Source organism: Pseudomonas sp. GB2N2, assembly GCF_054897705.1.
Genome location: NZ_CM142701.1, coordinates 3,598,178 through 3,614,983, shown reverse-complemented (window position 1 = coordinate 3,614,983; position 16,806 = coordinate 3,598,178). Strand labels below are relative to the sequence as shown.

Annotated in this window: 14 protein-coding genes; 2 read left to right on the top strand and 12 right to left on the bottom strand. The window is 58.9% G+C overall.

Features of this window, described 5'->3' with window-relative positions; translation table 11 throughout:
* Nucleotides 1-27: 27 nt before the first annotated feature.
* The 5 genes from ACYZT4_RS16785 to ACYZT4_RS16765 all read right to left on the bottom strand — a co-directional run bounded on the left by ACYZT4_RS16785 (nt 28) and on the right by ACYZT4_RS16765 (nt 5,244).
* Nucleotides 28-1,191, bottom strand: coding sequence for a type III PLP-dependent enzyme (locus tag ACYZT4_RS16785; RefSeq protein ID WP_461981459.1), 1,164 nt, complete (start codon nt 1,189-1,191; stop codon nt 28-30).
* 602 nt (nt 1,192-1,793) lie between these two features.
* Nucleotides 1,794-2,951 (bottom strand): osmoprotectant ABC transporter ATP-binding protein OsmV, encoded by a 1,158-nt coding sequence (locus tag ACYZT4_RS16780; protein ID WP_461981457.1) that lies wholly within the window; start codon nt 2,949-2,951, stop codon nt 1,794-1,796.
* Nucleotides 2,948-3,601 (bottom strand): ABC transporter permease, encoded by a 654-nt coding sequence (locus ACYZT4_RS16775; protein WP_452624918.1) that lies wholly within the window; start codon nt 3,599-3,601, stop codon nt 2,948-2,950. Before ACYZT4_RS16775 ends, ACYZT4_RS16780 begins: the two co-directional genes overlap by 4 nt.
* A gap of 12 nt (nt 3,602-3,613) precedes the next feature.
* Nucleotides 3,614-4,507, bottom strand: a complete 894-nt coding sequence (locus ACYZT4_RS16770) for a glycine betaine ABC transporter substrate-binding protein (RefSeq protein WP_461981455.1) — start codon at nt 4,505-4,507, stop codon at nt 3,614-3,616.
* A gap of 20 nt (nt 4,508-4,527) precedes the next feature.
* Nucleotides 4,528-5,244, bottom strand: a complete 717-nt coding sequence (locus tag ACYZT4_RS16765; RefSeq protein ID WP_461981453.1) for an ABC transporter permease — start codon at nt 5,242-5,244, stop codon at nt 4,528-4,530.
* Between the two features lie 352 nt (nt 5,245-5,596).
* On the opposite strand from ACYZT4_RS16765, the gene ACYZT4_RS16760 reads away from it, so the two are divergent.
* Nucleotides 5,597-7,180, top strand: a complete 1,584-nt coding sequence (locus tag ACYZT4_RS16760; protein WP_461981451.1) for a peptide chain release factor 3 — start codon at nt 5,597-5,599, stop codon at nt 7,178-7,180.
* Between the two features lie 248 nt (nt 7,181-7,428).
* On the top strand, nt 7,429-7,680 hold the full coding sequence (locus ACYZT4_RS16755; protein ID WP_461981449.1) for a hypothetical protein: 252 nt from the start codon (nt 7,429-7,431) through the stop codon (nt 7,678-7,680).
* 188 nt (nt 7,681-7,868) lie between these two features.
* Here ACYZT4_RS16755 and ACYZT4_RS16750 read toward each other — a convergent pair whose 3' ends face one another.
* The 7 genes from ACYZT4_RS16750 to ACYZT4_RS16720 all read right to left on the bottom strand — a co-directional run bounded on the left by ACYZT4_RS16750 (nt 7,869) and on the right by ACYZT4_RS16720 (nt 16,710).
* Nucleotides 7,869-8,849: a peptide ABC transporter ATP-binding protein gene (locus tag ACYZT4_RS16750; protein ID WP_461981447.1), complete on the bottom strand. Its 981-nt coding sequence runs from the start codon at nt 8,847-8,849 to the stop codon at nt 7,869-7,871.
* The gene (locus tag ACYZT4_RS16745) at nt 8,849-9,817 is read right to left on the bottom strand and encodes an ABC transporter ATP-binding protein (protein WP_461981445.1); all 969 of its coding nucleotides are present in this window, start codon (nt 9,815-9,817) and stop codon (nt 8,849-8,851) included. The genes ACYZT4_RS16750 and ACYZT4_RS16745 overlap by 1 nt, the downstream gene beginning before the upstream one ends.
* Before the next feature lie 10 nt (nt 9,818-9,827).
* The gene (locus ACYZT4_RS16740) at nt 9,828-10,751 is read right to left on the bottom strand and encodes an ABC transporter permease subunit (protein ID WP_461981443.1); all 924 of its coding nucleotides are present in this window, start codon (nt 10,749-10,751) and stop codon (nt 9,828-9,830) included.
* A gap of 10 nt (nt 10,752-10,761) precedes the next feature.
* Complete coding sequence (locus ACYZT4_RS16735) at nt 10,762-11,772, bottom strand: ABC transporter permease subunit (protein WP_461981441.1); 1,011 nt, start codon at nt 11,770-11,772, stop codon at nt 10,762-10,764.
* Between the two features lie 72 nt (nt 11,773-11,844).
* Complete coding sequence (locus ACYZT4_RS16730) at nt 11,845-13,440, bottom strand: ABC transporter substrate-binding protein (RefSeq protein ID WP_461981439.1); 1,596 nt, start codon at nt 13,438-13,440, stop codon at nt 11,845-11,847.
* Between the two features lie 73 nt (nt 13,441-13,513).
* Nucleotides 13,514-14,932 carry an OprD family porin gene (locus tag ACYZT4_RS16725; protein ID WP_461981437.1) on the bottom strand — a complete coding sequence of 473 codons (1,419 nt, stop codon included), beginning with the start codon at nt 14,930-14,932 and terminating at the stop codon, nt 13,514-13,516.
* A 176-nt stretch (nt 14,933-15,108) separates the two neighbouring features.
* Entirely contained in the window at nt 15,109-16,710 is a 1,602-nt protein-coding gene (locus ACYZT4_RS16720; RefSeq protein ID WP_461981435.1) for an ABC transporter substrate-binding protein, read from the bottom strand.
* Nucleotides 16,711-16,806: the final 96 nt, after the last annotated feature.

Here is a 16,806-nt window from a genome sequence, read left to right as displayed (position 1 = left end):
AGCTCGCTCCTACAGGGGGAACTGCGTTTACACGTAGAACGATTTCAGCGGCGGGAAGCCATTGAATTCAACAGCGCTGTAGCTGGTGGTGTAGGCACCGGTCGACAACCAGTACAAACGGTCACCAATCGCCAGGTTCAGCGGCAGGCCGTACTTGTAGTTCTCGTACATGATGTCGGCGCTGTCACAGGTCGGGCCGGCGATGACCACTTCTTCCATCTCGCCTTTTTTCTCGGTCCAGATCGGGAACTTGATCGCTTCGTCCATGGTTTCGATCAGGCCGGAGAACTTGCCCACATCCGTGTACACCCAACGCTCGACGGCGGTGCGGGATTTACGCGCCACCAGCACCACTTCGCTGACCAGGATGCCGGCGTTGGCGATCAACGAACGGCCCGGCTCCAGGATGATTTCCGGCAGGTCGTCGCCGAAATCTTCCTTGAGGAAACGGATGATTTCTTCAGCGTAGGTTTCCAGGCTGTTGGTACGGGTGATGTAGTTGGCCGGGAAGCCACCGCCCATGTTGATCAGCTTCAGGTGGATGCCGTCTTCTTCTTTCAAACGTTCGAAGATCACTTTGACCTTGGCGATCGCCGCGTCCCAGACGCTGATGTCGCGCTGTTGCGAACCAACGTGGAACGAGATGCCGTACGGCACCAGGCCCAGGTCGCGGGCCAGGATCAGCAAGTCCATGGCCATGTCAGTCTGGCAGCCGAATTTGCGCGACAGTGGCCAGTCGGCAGTGGTCGAGCCTTCGGTGAGGATGCGCACGTAGACTTTCGAACCCGGTGCCGCCTTGGCGATGTTGCGCAGGTCAGCTTCGGAGTCGGTGGAGAACAGACGCACGCCCTTCTCGTAGAAGTAGCGGATGTCCTTGGATTTCTTGATGGTGTTGCCGTAGCTGATACGGTCGGCGCTTACGCCACGGTCCATGACTTTGTCCAGCTCGTAGATCGAGGCGATGTCGAAGCTCGAGCCTTTCTCTTTGAGCAGGTCAATGATTTCCACGGCCGGGTTGGCCTTGACTGCGTAGTAGACCTTGGCGAATTCGAAACCGGCGCGCAGGTCGTCATAGGCCTGGCTGATCATCGCGGTGTCGATGACCACGAACGGGGTTTCTTGCGTGTCGGCGAAGGTTTTCAGTCTCTGAAAGGTTTCGCGCGCGTAATAATCTTCGACGTTGATCGACATGCTGGGAACTCCTGCTGGCAAACTAGATTAATCAATGGGTGCAAATGAACGTCCTCCGTATCCCCACTTTGGTTCGCCTACTTCCCAAGGCATTGCCGCCGAAAGCAAAAAGGCCATCCAGATCGTTTGAGAGCTGCTGCGCTTGGCAATACTGCGTTGGGAAGAGGCTCGGAATGCTCATTTACAACCAGTAAACTCCGCTTCCTCGCCTCTTCCCGCCTTGTCTTGCCTGCGCTCGCTACGCTCTCAAACGACCTGGAAAGGTTTCCCTTGGCCTTGCTGTCTCGTCGTCAGTACTTGAGCCGGATGGATCGTTTCCAGCATGGACGTTCGGCGCGAACTTTAGGGCGTGAGGGGCTTGAGATCAACAAAAAATGTCGCGTTTTTGCACGCTTCCGTCGTGCGGTCCTCTACATCTATTGATGTAACCGGCCTGCATGACAGTGTGATGTTCCCGTTGGAGGGAGATTTGCGGGGATTCAGTCGGATTTGCGGCGCCACCAATCGCGGGCAAGCCCGCTCCCACAGTGGTTTATGTCGTACACAAAACGGGTGTACACCAAGGACCCTGTGGGAGCGGGCTTGCCCGCGATGACGCCGGATCAGGCGACAGCGGTCTCGGCGGGCGAAACAATGCTGGTCTTGCCGCCACGGGACTTGCCGGAACTCAAATATTCTGCAATCGATTCCTGCGTCACTTCACCGAGGAACACCCGCTCCGCATCCATCACCGGCAACCACGAACGGTTGAATTCGTACATCCGCGACAACAGGATGCGCAAATGTTCGTCGTACGCGGCCGTGGCATTGAACTCACGCAGATACTGCGAGCAGGCGCCGGTCTGACGGAGCAAGTCGCGACGTCGTACATAACCGAGGGCCTTGTTTTCGGCATCGGTGACCACCACGTAGCGACGGTCATGCTCATCCATCAACTCCATGGCCTCGGCCACCGGGGTTTCCGGGCTGACGGACGGTGCGTTGTCCGCCGCGTCTTCAGCCTTCACCAGCAATAGACGCTTGAGCGTGCTGTCCTGGCCGACGAAGTTACTGACAAAGTCATCCGCCGGGTGCGCCAGCAGCGTGTCCGGGTGATCGATCTGCAACAGCTTGCCGGCGCGGAAGATCGCAATCTTGTCACCGAGCTTGATCGCTTCATCGATGTCGTGGCTGACCATGATCACGGTCTTGTTCAGCGCCCGTTGCATCTCGAAGAATTCGTTCTGGATCATCTCGCGGTTGATCGGGTCGACCGCGCCGAACGGTTCGTCCATCAACAGCAGCGGCGCATCCGCCGCCAAGGCGCGAATCACGCCGATGCGCTGTTGCTGACCGCCGGACAATTCACGCGGGTAGCGCGTCAGGTATTGCTTGGGCTCAAGCTTGATCATGCTCATCAACTCGCGGGCGCGGTCATGGCATTTCTGTTTGTCCCAGCCCAGCAGGCGCGGAACGATGGTGATGTTTTCCTCAATGGTCATGTTCGGGAACAGACCGATCTGCTGGATCACATAGCCGATGTTGCGGCGCAGGGTCACTTCGTCGAGGTCGGTGGTGTCTTCGCCGTTGATCAGGATTTTGCCCGAGGTCGGTTTGATCAGGCGGTTGATCATCTTCAGCGTGGTGCTTTTGCCGCAACCCGATGGCCCGAGGAACACGCAGATTTCGCCTTCGTTGACGGTCAGGCTGACCGAGTCCACGGCTTTCACATCTTTGCCGTTGCTTTGGAAGGTCTTGCTGAGGCTTTGAAGTTCGATCATTTCAGGAGTCCTTTTGGAGTCAGCGTGCGTTGCAGCCATTGCAGAAGCAGGTCGGCGAAGATGGCCAGGAGACTGACCAGCACGGCGCCGACGATCAGCATCGACATGTCGCTGCGGCTGATGGAAGCGAGGATGAGTACACCGAGGCCACCGGCGCCGATGGTCGCGGCAATGGTCATGACACCGATGTTCATGACCACGGCGGTGCGCACGCCGGCGAGAATCACTGGCACCGCGATCGGCAGTTCGACCATTCGCAGTCGTTGGCCGAAGGTCATGCCGATACCGCGGGCGGCTTCGCGAATGCCCGGTTCGACGCCGGTCAAGGCGAGGTAGGTGTTACGCATGATCGGCAGCAGCGAGTAGAGAAACACCGCGGTGATGGCCGGCATCGGGCCGAGGCCCTGGCCGAACTTGGAGTAGAACGGCAGCAACAAACCGAACAGCGCAATCGATGGCACAGTCAGCAGCACCGTGGCGCTGGCCTGTAACGGGCCGGCGAGGGTCGGGAAGCGCGTCATCAGGATGCCGAGCGGCACGCCGGCCAGAATCGCCAGCGTCACCGCGATGCCGACCAGGGTGATGTGCTGCCAGGTCAGGTGCAGGACCAGCGGCCAGTCGAGATGGGAAAAGGCGTTCAGAAATTCCATGGCTTTTCCTCCTCAGTTGATTGGATGCTGGCGCAGGAAATCTGCGGCAACGGATGAAGGGCTTTCGTGATCGACGTCGACCCGCGCATTCAGCGCACGCATGGTCTGGTCGTCGAACAGTTCGGCCAGCGGCTTGATCTCTTCCGCCAGTTTTGGGTGGGCATCGAGGTAAACCTGACGCACCACCGGCGCAGCGGTGTAGTCCGGGAAGTAATGCTTGTCGTCTTCCAGCAACTTCAGTTTGAAAGCGTTCAAGCGACCGTCGGTGGTGTAGACCAGGCCGGCAAACACCTGGCTATTGCGCAGGGCGGTGTAGACCAGCCCGGCGTCCATCTGGCGGATATTCTGGCGGGTCAGGTTCATGCCGTAGAGCTGAACCATGCCGTCCAGCCCGTCGGAACGGTTGGCGAACTCGGTGTCCAGCGCCACCAGATGATTGTCCTTCTGCTCCGCCTGCAACACTGTGTTCAGTTCGCTGATGGTGTTGATCTGCGGATAGGCCTTCGCGGTTTTTTCCGGCAGGGCGAGGGCGTAGGTGTTGCTGAATTTCGACGGGGTCAGCCAGACCAGTCCTTTTTTCGCGTCGAGTTCTTTCACCTTGGCGTAGGACTGAGCGCTGTCGAGTTTTTCGGTGACGTGGTTGTAAGCCACCAGCGACACGCCGGTGTATTCCCACATCAGGTCCAACTGGCCACTTTCGTGGGCGCTGCGAGCGAGGTTGCTGCCCAGGCCGCCGGTCACCTGGACGTCATAACCCTTGGTGCGCAGGTATTGAGAGGTGATTTCCGCCAGCAGGGTCTGTTCGGTGAACACCCGGGCGCCAATGCGGATCACCGGTTTTTCAGCGGCTTGTGCGGTTCCCGAGAACAGCAGGACGCAGCCTATTAGAAAGCTTAATGTCTTCATAAAAATTCCTTTGCCGAGGCTTAAGACGGGCGCAAGCCGCGTTCGAGCCAGAGGCGGCTGGCGAGTGTCACCAGACCGTCGAGCAGCAAGGCCAGCAGGGCGGTGCAGGCCGCGCCGAGCAGCAGTTGCGGCTGATTGTTCAGGGCGATGCCGGGGAAAATCAGGCTGCCCAGGCTGTTGGCTCCGATCAGGAACGCCAGCGGCGCCGTACCGACGTTGATCGCCAGCGCCACGCGCACGCCACCGATGATGATCGGCACGGCGTTCGGCAATTCGACGCGCCACAGCACTTGAGAAGGTGTCATGCCGATGCCGACAGCGGCTTCTTTCAAAGAACCCTGAACGTTTTTCAAGCCTTCATAAGTGTTGCGCACGATCGGCAACAGCGAGGCGAGGAACAGGGCGAGGATCGCCGGGCCGCTGCCGATGCCCAGAATCCCCAGGGCGATGGCCAGTACGGCGAGCGGCGGCACGGTGTTGCCGATGTTGAAGATCTGCATGAAGCGTTCAGCGCGATCCACCATGCTCGGACGGCTGAGGAAGACACCGGCGGGAATGCCCACAACGAGGGCGGCCAGCATTGAAACGAGGACGAGAACCAGATGAGCTTGCAGGTAAAACAACAAATCGTCGCGGTAATGTTCGATCGTGTTGATGCCAATCCAGTGGACCAGCAGGACCAGGAGCGCGACGACAACCGCACCTCCTATCAGCCCTTTGCCATAGCGAATAGCCACAGGCAGACTCCTTTTTTCTTTGTCGGCGACCGCAGTCCCACTTGGCAATGCCATTGCTGGCTGCCGGGAAATCAACGGTCGCGAGAAGCAGCTCTTCATGCGTGTGAAGTCGCATGAGATCGAGCCATAAGCGCAGCCTCGTCAGGCCAACTTGCTGATTTTCAGCCCCTGAAACGAGTGCTGTAACAGGGGAGTGGACGTCTGCACCTTTTAAAAGGTTCCATATTTAACAGCAGATAGCCACCCTTGATGTCCTGTCAAAGATCCGTGCGTCCGGGCGGGCGGTGGTCCGTGACGGTCGGTTTGCGCTATACTCGCCGCCCTTTTTTGAATCACCGCCAGGCGATTTCCCATGACCAGACAGGCCGCCGAAGTCGCGAAACGCCGCACTTTCGCCATTATTTCCCACCCCGATGCCGGTAAAACCACCATCACCGAGAAACTCTTGCTGATGGGCAAGGCGATTGCGATCGCCGGTACGGTGAAGTCGCGCAAGTCCGACCGCCATGCCACGTCCGACTGGATGGAAATGGAAAAGCAGCGGGGTATCTCGATTACCACGTCGGTCATGCAGTTTCCGTATCGCGATCACATGATCAACCTGCTCGACACCCCGGGCCACGAAGACTTCTCCGAAGATACCTACCGGACCCTGACGGCGGTGGATTCGGCTTTGATGGTGCTCGACGGCGGTAAAGGCGTAGAGCCACGGACCATCGCGCTGATGGACGTCTGCCGTCTGCGTGACACGCCGATTGTCAGCTTCATCAACAAACTTGACCGTGACATCCGTGACCCGATCGAACTGCTCGACGAAATCGAGGCAGTCCTGAAGATCAAGGCTGCGCCGATCACGTGGCCGATTGGTTGCTATCGCGATTTCAAGGGCGTTTATCACCTCGCCGACGACTACATCATTGTCTACACCGCCGGTCACGGGCACGAGCGCACCGATGTGAAAATCATCGAGAAGCTCGATTCCGATGAAGCCCGGGCGCACCTCGGTGATGAATACGATCGCTTTGTCGATCAGCTGGAACTGGTGCAGGGCGCCTGCCACGAATTCAACCAGCAGGAATTCCTCGATGGCCAACTGACGCCGGTGTTCTTCGGTACCGCACTGGGCAACTTCGGTGTCGATCACGTGCTCGACGCCGTGGTCAACTGGGCGCCGAAACCGCTGGCCCGTGTCGCCAACGAGCGCACCGTGGAACCGATAGAAGAGAAATTCGCCGGCTTCGTGTTCAAGATCCAGGCGAACATGGACCCAAAACACCGCGACCGTATCGCCTTCATGCGCATCTGCTCCGGCAAGTACGAAAAAGGCATGAAGATGCGTCATGTGCGCACGGGCAAGGACGTACGGATCGGCGATGCGCTGACGTTCTTCTCCTCCGAGCGTGAGCAACTGGAAGAAGCGTTCGCTGGCGACATCATCGGCCTGCACAACCACGGCACCATCCAGATCGGCGACACCTTCACCGAAGGCGAAGCCCTCGGCTTCACCGGCATCCCGCACTTCGCCCCGGAACTGTTCCGTCGCGTACGCCTGCGTGACCCGCTGAAGTCCAAGCAACTGCGTCAGGGCTTGCAGCAATTGGCCGAAGAGGGCGCGACCCAGGTGTTCTTCCCCGAGCGCAGCAACGACATCATCCTCGGCGCCGTCGGTGTGCTGCAGTTCGACGTGGTCGCCAGCCGCCTCAAAGAGGAATACAAGGTCGAGTGCTCCTACGAGCCGATCACCGTGTACTCCGCGCGTTGGATCGATTGCGACGATAAGAAGAAGCTCGAGGAATTGCGCATCAAAGCTGTGGAAAACCTCGCGGTCGACGGCGGTGGTCACCTGACCTACCTGGCCCCGACCCGGGTCAATCTGGCACTGATGGAAGAGCGTTGGCCAGACGTGAAATTCCGCGCGACGCGTGAGCATCACTGATCGCTGAGCTGCCACACCAAAACCCCGGTCGCGAAGGCACCGGGGTTTTTTAATGCCTGGCACAATCCCACCCATGTGCTACGCCGTTAGCGAATTCGGTGATAACGCTTATTCCAAACCAATCTCCCACCCACGGCATTTCCCGTCCACCGTTAGGGTCCTATTCAGGTAAACCCGGCCAATCGGCACTAGATTTCAATGAGTGCCGTCAGGCTCCCTCGCTTTACCTGCAAAGGATGGAATCGGCTATGAACATTTTTCAACGTATTGTGTTGGCGCTGAAGGTTTTGGTGATGTTGTCGGTGGGCATGTCGGCGGCATGGGCGGAGTGCCCGGAACATGGTGAGCAGGCGTCGAGCGGACAGGTGACCCAGGCTGTGTTGATGATCGCCAAATCTGAGTCTGAGCCCGGTGATCAGGGACAGGGCGGCAGTGCGGACGATGACGATTCGACCACTGAAGATCCCGATGCGGATACCGATGAAAATGAAGGGGCCTGATTAGGCAGGCAAAAGAAAACCCCTTCTTCCTCGGCTGATGCGCAGCCGGGAAGAAGGGGTTTGTGAAACAAACCGCAGATCCCGTGTAGGAGTGAGCCTGCTCGCGATTGCGGTGTGTCAGTCAGTATCTGCTGCTGATACATCGCCTTCGCGAGCAGACCCGTTCCTACAGGTTTTTCGTTAACCTGTTACGCCGCTCCGTCGAGGAACTGCTCAGCGTAATGGCACGCCACCTGCCGGCTATCAAGCAAGCGCAACGCCGGCTCTTCCGTGCTGCACCGCTCCGTCGCATACGGGCAGCGCTTGTGGAAAGCGCAGCCCGACGGCGGATTCAACGGGTTGGGCAACTCGCCGACGATTTTGATCTTCGGCTTGTTCGGGTCCGGGTGAATGGTCGGGGTCGCCGACAGCAGCGCCTGGGTGTACGGGTGCAGAGGACGGGCGTAGATGTCGTTCTTCGGGCCCATTTCCACCGGACGACCGAGGTACATCACCATCACGTCATCGGCGACGTGCTGCACCACCGCCAGGTTGTGCGAGATGAACACGTAGGCGGTGTTGAACTCTTGCTGCAGATCCATGAACAGGTTCAGCACTTGCGCCTGGATCGACACGTCCAGTGCCGACGTCGGCTCATCCGCCACCAGCACTTTTGGTTGCAGCATCATCGCGCGGGCGAGGGCGATACGCTGGCGTTGACCGCCAGAGAACATGTGCGGATAGCGCTGATAATGCTCAGGGCGCAAACCCACCTGCTTCATCATTGCCTGCACTTTCTCGCGACGTTCCGCGGCGCTCAGGCTGGTGTTGATCAGCAGCGGTTCGGCCAGCTGATCACCGACTTTCTGCCGAGGATTCAACGAGGCGTACGGGCTCTGGAACACCATCTGCACGTCTTTGCGCAGTTGTTTGCGCTGTGTCTTGTCGGCGCCGGTGACTTCCTGGCCGGCGATTTTCAAGGAGCCGGAGGACGGCTCTTCAATCAGGGTCAGGGCGCGGGCCAAGGTGGATTTGCCGCAACCGGATTCGCCAACGACGGCGAGGGTCTTGCCGGCTTCCAGTTCAAACGACACACCGTTCAGGGCGCGCACGGTCGCATGGCCCTTGAACAGGCCACGGGACACTTCGTAGTGACGGGTCAGGTCGCGGGCGGTTAGTACGACGGCCATTACGCCACCTCCTGATTCAGCGGGTAGAAGCAGCGGGCGAGGCTGTTGCTTTTCGGGTCAAGGGCCGGACGCTGCGCGCGGCAGCTTTCCTGCACATATGGGCAGCGTGGCGACAGCAGGCAGCCTTGCGGGCGGTCGTAACGACCGGGAACGATGCCCGGCAGTGTCGACAGGCGTGAGGCGCCGAGGCTGTGTTCAGGAATCGCCTTGAGCAGTGCTTCGCTGTACGGGTGCGCCGGAATGTCGAACAGTTGTGGCACCTGGCCGACTTCCACCGCTTGGCCGGCGTACATCACGCACACGCGCTGGGCGGTTTCGGCCACGACCGCGAGGTCGTGAGTGATCAGCACCAGGCCCATGTTCTGCTCTTTCTGCAACGCCAGCAGCAGGTCCATGATCTGCGCCTGAATCGTCACGTCGAGTGCCGTGGTTGGTTCGTCGGCGATCAGCAGTTTCGGCTCGCCGGCAATCGCCATGGCGATCGCGACACGCTGGCTCATACCGCCGGACAGTTGGTGCGGGTAGGCGTCCATACGGCTGGCGGCGCCCGGGATTTCGACTTTTTCCAGCAGCTCGATGGCACGCTTGCGCGCTTGCTTGCCAGACATTTTCAGGTGCAGGCGCAGCACTTCTTCGATCTGGAAACCGACGGTGTAGCTCGGGTTCAGTGCGGTCATCGGGTCCTGGAAGACCATGGCCAAGTCTTTGCCGACGATCTGCCGACGCTGGCGATTGCTCAGCTTGAGCATGTTCTTGCCGTCGAAATTCAGGGCGTCGGCGGTGACGATCCCCGGATGCTCGATCAGGCCCATCAGCGCCATCATGGTTACGGATTTACCGGAACCCGACTCGCCAACGATGGCCAGTACTTCGCCCTTGTCCACCGAGATGTCGAGGCCGTCGACCACCGGAACGGCGGTCTTGTCGCCGAAGCGAACGTTGAGATTCTTGATTTCTAACAGTGACATTTGAATCTCCTCAGGCGGCGTTCTTGAGTTTCGGGTCCAGCGCATCGCGCAGGCCGTCGCCCATCAAGTTGATTGCCAGCACGCTGAGCAAAATGGTCAAACCCGGCAGGCTTACCACCCACCATGCGCGTTCGATGTAGTCGCGGGCCGAAGCCAGCATGGTGCCCCACTCAGGGGTTGGCGGTTGTACGCCAAGGCCGAGGAAGCCCAGTGCGGCGGCATCGAGAATCGCCGAGGAGAAACTCAGGGTGGCCTGAACGATCAACGGCGCCATGCAGTTGGGCAGCACGGTGACGAACATCAGGCGTGGCAGACCGGCACCGGCCAGGCGTGCGGCAGTCACGTAGTCGCGGTTCAGTTCGCCCATCACCGCGGCGCGGGTCAGGCGAACATAAGACGGTAACGAAACCACGGCGATGGCAATGATGGTGTTGATCAGGCCAGGGCCGAGGATGGCGACAATCGCCACGGCCAGCAGCAGCGATGGCAGGGCCAGCATGATGTCCATGAGACGCATGATGGTCGGGCCTAAAACACGCGGGTAGAACCCGGCGAACAGGCCCAGCAGGATGCCCGGGATCAGCGACATCACCACCGACGACAAGCCGATCAGCAGCGACAGGCGCGAACCCTGGATCAGGCGCGACAGCAGGTCTCGACCCAATTCATCGGTGCCGAGCAGGAACTGGATCTGCCCACCTTCCAGCCAGGCTGGCGGGGTCAGCAGGAAGTCACGGTATTGCTCGCTCGGGTTATGCGGCGCAACCCACGGGGCGAACAGGGCGCAGAAAATCACCAGCAACATGAACATCAGGCCGGCGACGGCACCTTTGTTCTTGGAAAACGCTTGCCAGAATTCTTTGTACGGGGACGGATACAGCAGGCTTTGATCGACTGTTACCGCTGGATTTTGAGTTGAAGCTGGAGTGGTCATGGTCATGATCTCAGCGCTGGTGACGGATGCGTGGGTTGGCGAAGCCGTAGAGGATGTCCACCACGAAGTTCACCAGAATCACCAGGCAGGCGATTAACAGGATGCCGTTCTGCACCACGGGATAGTCCCGCGCGCCAATGGCTTCGATCAGCCACTTGCCGATGCCGGGCCAGGAGAAGATGGTTTCGGTCAGGACCGCACCGGCCAGCAACGTGCCGACTTGCAGGCCGACCACGGTCAACACCGGAATCAGTGCGTTGCGCAGGCCGTGCACGAACACCACGCGCGATGGCGACAGGCCTTTGGCGCGGGCCGTCCGGATGTAGTCTTCACGCAGCACTTCGAGCATCGAAGAACGGGTCATCCGCGCGATCACCGCCAGCGGGATGGTGCCGAGCACGATGGCTGGCAGGATCAGGTGATGCAGGGCATCGAAGAACGCACCGACGTCATCGGCCAGCAGCGTGTCGATGAGCATGAAGCCGGTACGCGGCTCGATGTCATAGAGCAGGTCGATCCGCCCGGACACCGGGGTCCAGCCCAGGGACACCGAGAAGAACATGATCAGGATCAGGCCCCACCAGAAGATCGGCATCGAATATCCCGCCAGGGAGATGCCCATCACCCCATGGTCGAACAGGGACCCTCGCTTGAGTGCCGCGATCACCCCGGCCAGAAGGCCAAGGATGCCGGCGAACAACAGGGCGGCCATGGACAGTTCCAGGGTCGCGGGGAATAGAGAGGTGAATTCGCTCCACACGCTTTCACGGGTCCGCAAGGATTCGCCGAGATCGCCGTGGGCCAGTTTGCCAATGTAATCCATGTATTGGGCATACAGCGGTTTGTTCAGACCAAGGCGTTCCATTGCCTGAGCATGCATTTCGGGGTCGACTCGTCGTTCGCCCATCATTACTTCAACGGGGTCGCCGGGAATCATGCGAATCAACGCGAAAGTCAGCAAGGTGATGCCGAAGAACGTGGGGATCAGTAACCCCAATCGGCGGGCAATAAAACTAAACATCTTGTGGTGTACCTCATCAGCCGGTTAGGCGTGCCCGGCATTCCTGGGTCAGGAATGCCGGTAGTTTCTTATCTACTTCACCTGGGTGGTGGCGAAGTTATTAGTGGTGAGCGGGCTAATGTTATAGCCCTCTACGTTCTTGCGCATTGCTGTGAACATTCTAGTGTGTGCGATGCTGATCCACGGTTGATCCTGGTTAAAAATAACCTGGGCCTGCTCGTACAGTGCTGCACGTTCCGCCGGATCGACTTTTTCACGAGCCTGATCGAGCAGGGTCTGGAACTTGTCATTGCACCAGCGTGCGTAGTTTTCGCCGTTCTTCGCCGCTTCGCAACTGAGCATAGGCGTCAGGAAGTTATCGGGGTCGCCGTTATCGCCCGCCCATCCGGCAGACACCATATCGTGCTCGCCGTTCTTCGCGCGTTTGAGCATTTCACCCCATTCCATGACGCGGATGTCGATTTTGATCCCGACTTTGGCGAGGTCGGCCTGCATCATTTGGGCACCGAGCATCGGGTTCGGGTTGGTCGCGCCACCGCCATTACGGGTGAACAGGGTGAACACGGTGCCTTCCGGAACGCCGGCTTCCTTCAACAGGGCACGGGCCTTGTCGAGGTCGCGAGCCGGGTTTTTCAGGCTGTGGTTATAGCCCAGCAGTGTGTCAGGGTACGGGTTCACCGCCACGGTTGCATTGCCTTTGCCAAACAGCGCGTTGACGGCCGCTTCCTTGTCGAAGGCAATATCGATGGCTTTGCGTACGCGCACATCACTCAGATATTTATGCGTGGTGTTGATGGCGATGTACGCAACGGTCATTGCGTTCATTTCATCGACTTTCAGCTTGTCGTCTTTCTTGATGCTCGGGATGTCATCCGGTTTCGGATACAACGCGATCTGGCACTCGTTGGCCTTCAGCTTCTGCAGGCGCACGTTGTTGTCGGTGGCGATGGCGAGGATCAGCGCATCAGCCGGTGGCTTGCCGCGGAAGTACTCCGGGTTGGCTTTGAAGCGAACCTGAGCATCCTTGTTGTAACGCTGGAAGATAAACGGGCCGGTACCGACCGGTTTGTTGTTGAGGTCGCCGGTCTTGTTCGCCTTGAGCAATTGGTCCGCGTATTCGGCGGAGTAGATCGACGAGAATGCCATGGCGATGTCGGCCAGGAACGGCGCTTCGCGGCGGGTCAGGGTGAAGGTGACCGTATTGTCGTCAACTTTTGCGACGCTTTTCAGCAGTTCCTTGAAGCCCATGCTTTCAAAGTACGGAAAGCCCACGCTCGACAGTTTGTGCCACGGGTGATTCGGGTCCAGCTGACGCTGGAAGCTCCAGACCACATCGTCGGCGTTCATGTCGCGGGTCGGCTTGAAGTAGTCGGTGGTGTGGAACTTGACGCCTTTACGCAGGTGGAACGTGTAGGTCAGACCGTCCTCGCTGATGTCCCAGGAATCGGCCAGTGCCGGAACCACTTCGGTGGTGCCAGGCTTGAAGTCCGCCAGACGATTGAAGATGGTTTCGGCCACCGCATCGGCTGTGACTGCAGTCGTGTACTGAACCATGTCAAAGCCTTCGGGACTGGCTTCGGTACAAACCACCAGGGGCTTGGCCGACACGCCAACGGCAACACTCAGCAACGCAGCCGCGATGGCCGCACGTAGGGGAAGCATTTTCATCAAAGAACCCTCTGCAATCGTTTAAAGGACAAAAGCCGAACGGCGGATTCGAATCAGCCGTTCGGCAGGTGCATTACAGAATGTTGAACGGGATGGTGGTCACGAGACGGAACTCATTCAGGCTGCCATCCGCCTGAAATTCACTGGCGCGGTGCGTGGTGTAGGTCGCGCGAACAGTGGTGGCTTTGAGCGGGCCAGTCTGCACGGCGTACGAAGTACCGATGCCGTATTCGTAGTGGTGCTCGCCATCCATCGCCTTCACGTCGGTGTAGCCGGTGCTGTTGTAGTGAGTACCGTCGATGCCCCAGCCGCGTGCCTGGTAGATGTTGAACTTCAGGCCTGGAATGCCGTATTCAGCCATGTTCAGACCGTAGGCGATCTGGAAGGATTTCTCGTTCGGGCCGTTGAAGTCCGACAGCAGGGAGTTGGCCAGGTAGATGCCGTTGGTTTCGTGCAGGTAGTCGAAGTACTCGTTACCGTTCACTTCCTGATACGAGAAGGTCAAGGAGTGAGCCGTGTGGGTCAGGCCAAACGATAGGGAGTAGGTATCGTTGTCGATCTGGCCAAGCTTGGCTTTGCCTTCGTCGACAGTTTTATAGTAGTTCAGGCCGGTGGTCAGACTTACGATCGAGCTGTCACCCAGTACATGGGTGGCGCCGAAGTAATACTGGTTCCACAGGTCTTCGGCCTGGGTGCCCCACACGCTCGTGGTCAGGCTGGCGAACGGCTGGTAGGTGATACCGGCGGTGTTGACGTGATCAGCTTCCGCACGGCCGTCGCCGTATTCGGAGCGGAACTTGCGCTGGCTTTGTTCGGTCCGCGGCGAGTTGCGATCGAAGGTGCCGAGGTCGAAGGACAGGTTTTCCAGTTCTTCGCTGTGCAGGGTCACGCCTTCAAAGCTCGAAGGCAGCGGACGGTTACCGATCACGTCTACTTGCGGGCTGCTGAAGTTCTGGCGGCCGGCAGTCAATGTGGTGTTGGAGAAGCGTGCCTTGACGTTGGCCAGGCCCAGTTTGCTCCACTGATCAACCGCGTCACCGCCGCTTTCGGTCAGGGTACGGTTGTTGCCACGGCCGCTGCGGCCAGGCTCTGGAGCACCGCCGTTGTTGGACGCGAGGTCTTTACGGTCGCGGTCCAGGGCGATGGCATTGTAGGCCGCCACTTCGGTGCTGAAGCCTACGGTGCCTTCGGTGAAGCCCGAGTTGTACTTGATGATGGTGCCTTGCACCCAGTTGATGCGGCGATCAGTGTCTTTGGTTACGCCATTGTCCCGGTAAGAAAGCGTCGCGCCGCGGCGGAACGACTCGTTGGCGTACCAGTTACGCGTGCTGCCGGTGACCGACTGGCCTTCGACAAAACCGGTGGCGGCGCTTTGGGCGCTCTTTTCCTTGACGGTGACTGGGGTGTAAGCCTGGCTTTGGGTTTCTGCGTAAGCCGTGGCGGTGATGCTGCTGATGGCCAAAGCCAGTAACGCAGTGCTGCTCAATTTCATGGGTGAAGCTCCTTACTTTCTATTTTTTTTATGCCGGTCTTTTTTGGTGATCCGGCTATTGGTTTACAACTCACTCAGGCATCGCAAACGTTTGCTATAAGCCATTTAGGCGAATTACGGCAATACGCCTGCGTGGGGGCAGAATTCCGCCCCCCGACGTTTCTTTGGTAATTCGGTTATTTTTCCAGGCTGACACCCGAGAACACGTTACGGCCGAACGGACTCACTTTGAATCCTTCGACTTTGGCGCTTAACGGCTGGTTGACCGTCGAGTGGGCGACAGGCGTGATCGGCACTTGCTGTTTGAGCAACTGCTGAGCCTGTTTGTAGAGCACGGTGCGCTGGTCACGGTCGGTGACGACCTTGGCTTGCTTGATCAGCTTGTCGTACGCCGGATCACACCATTGGGAATAATTGTTGCCGCCAATGGCGTCGCAGCTGTAAAGCGTGCCGAGCCAGTTGTCCGGGTCACCGTTGTCACCGGTCCAGCCAATCAGGCTGATGTCGTGTTCGCCATTCTTGGTGCGCTTGATGTACTCGCCCCATTCGTAGCTGACGATCTTCACTTTGAGGCCGATTTTCGCCCAGTCCGCCTGGAGCATTTCGGCCATCAACTTGGCGTTCGGGTTGTACGGACGCTGAACCGGCATCGCCCACAGAGTGATTTCGGTGCCTTCCTTCACGCCGGCAGCCTTGAGCAGTTCCTTGGCTTTTTCCGGGTTGTAGGCGGCGTCTTTAATGGTTTCGTCGTAGGACCATTGGGTCGGCGGCATGGCATTTTGAGCCAGTTGACCGGCGCCCTGGTAAACAGCGTTGAGAATGCTGTGCTTGTTCACCGCCATGTCCAGCGCCTGACGCACTTCGAGCTGGTCGAAGGGTTTGTGGCGCACGTTGTAGGCGATGTAGCCGAGGTTGAAACCGGGCTTTTCGATGAGCTTGAGTTTTGCGTCGTTCTTCAACGCGTCAACATCGGCAGGGCGCGGGTGCAAGGTGATCTGGCACTCGTTGGCCTTGAGCTTCTGCACCCGCACCGACGCATCGGTGTTGATCGCGAAAATCAGGTTGTCGAGCTTGACCCGGCTCGGGTCCCAGTACTGCTTGTTGCCGGTGTACCGGATGTTGGAGTCTTTCTGGTAACTCTTGAACGCAAACGGCCCGGTGCCGATCGGCTTCTGGTTGATGTCGCTCGGCTGGCCTTCGGCCAGCAGCTTGTCGGCGTACTCGGCGGACAGGATGGCGGCGAAGCTCATGGCAATGTTCTGGATGAACGCGGCGTCCACGCTGTTAAGCGTCATGACCACGGTCAGCGGCCCGGTCTTTTCGACCTTGGCGATGTTCTTGTTCAGGCTCATTCCGTTGAAGTACGGGAATTCGGTCGGGTAAGCCTTACGGAAAGGTTGCTGCGGATCAAGCATGCGATTAAACGTGAACAGCACGTCGTCGGCGTTGAAATCGCGGGTCGGCGTGAAGTACTTCGTCGTATGAAATTTCACCCCTTCGCGCAGGTGAAAGGTGTACGTGAGGCCGTCCTCGGAAATATCCCAGCTCGTTGCCAGGCCTGGTACGACGTTGGTAGCGCCTTTTTCAAACTCTGCCAGTCGGTTGTACAGCGGTTCGGCGGCGTCGTTATCGGTCGCGGTCGTGTACTGCGCGGTGTCGAAGCCAGCCGGGCTGCCTTCGGAGCAGAACACCAGGCTGTTATTGGCGGCCTGGCTGATGGAAGTGGCGGCCAACAGGCCGGTGCCCAGCAATGCGGATAAAATCAAGGTATGGCGCATGACGCTCCCTTTTCTCTTTTTCTTGTGTGTTTTTCAATGCGCCGCCGTCCCGTCCCTGGGGGTGGAAGCATCATTGATCTCAAGCCATGGCGTGCA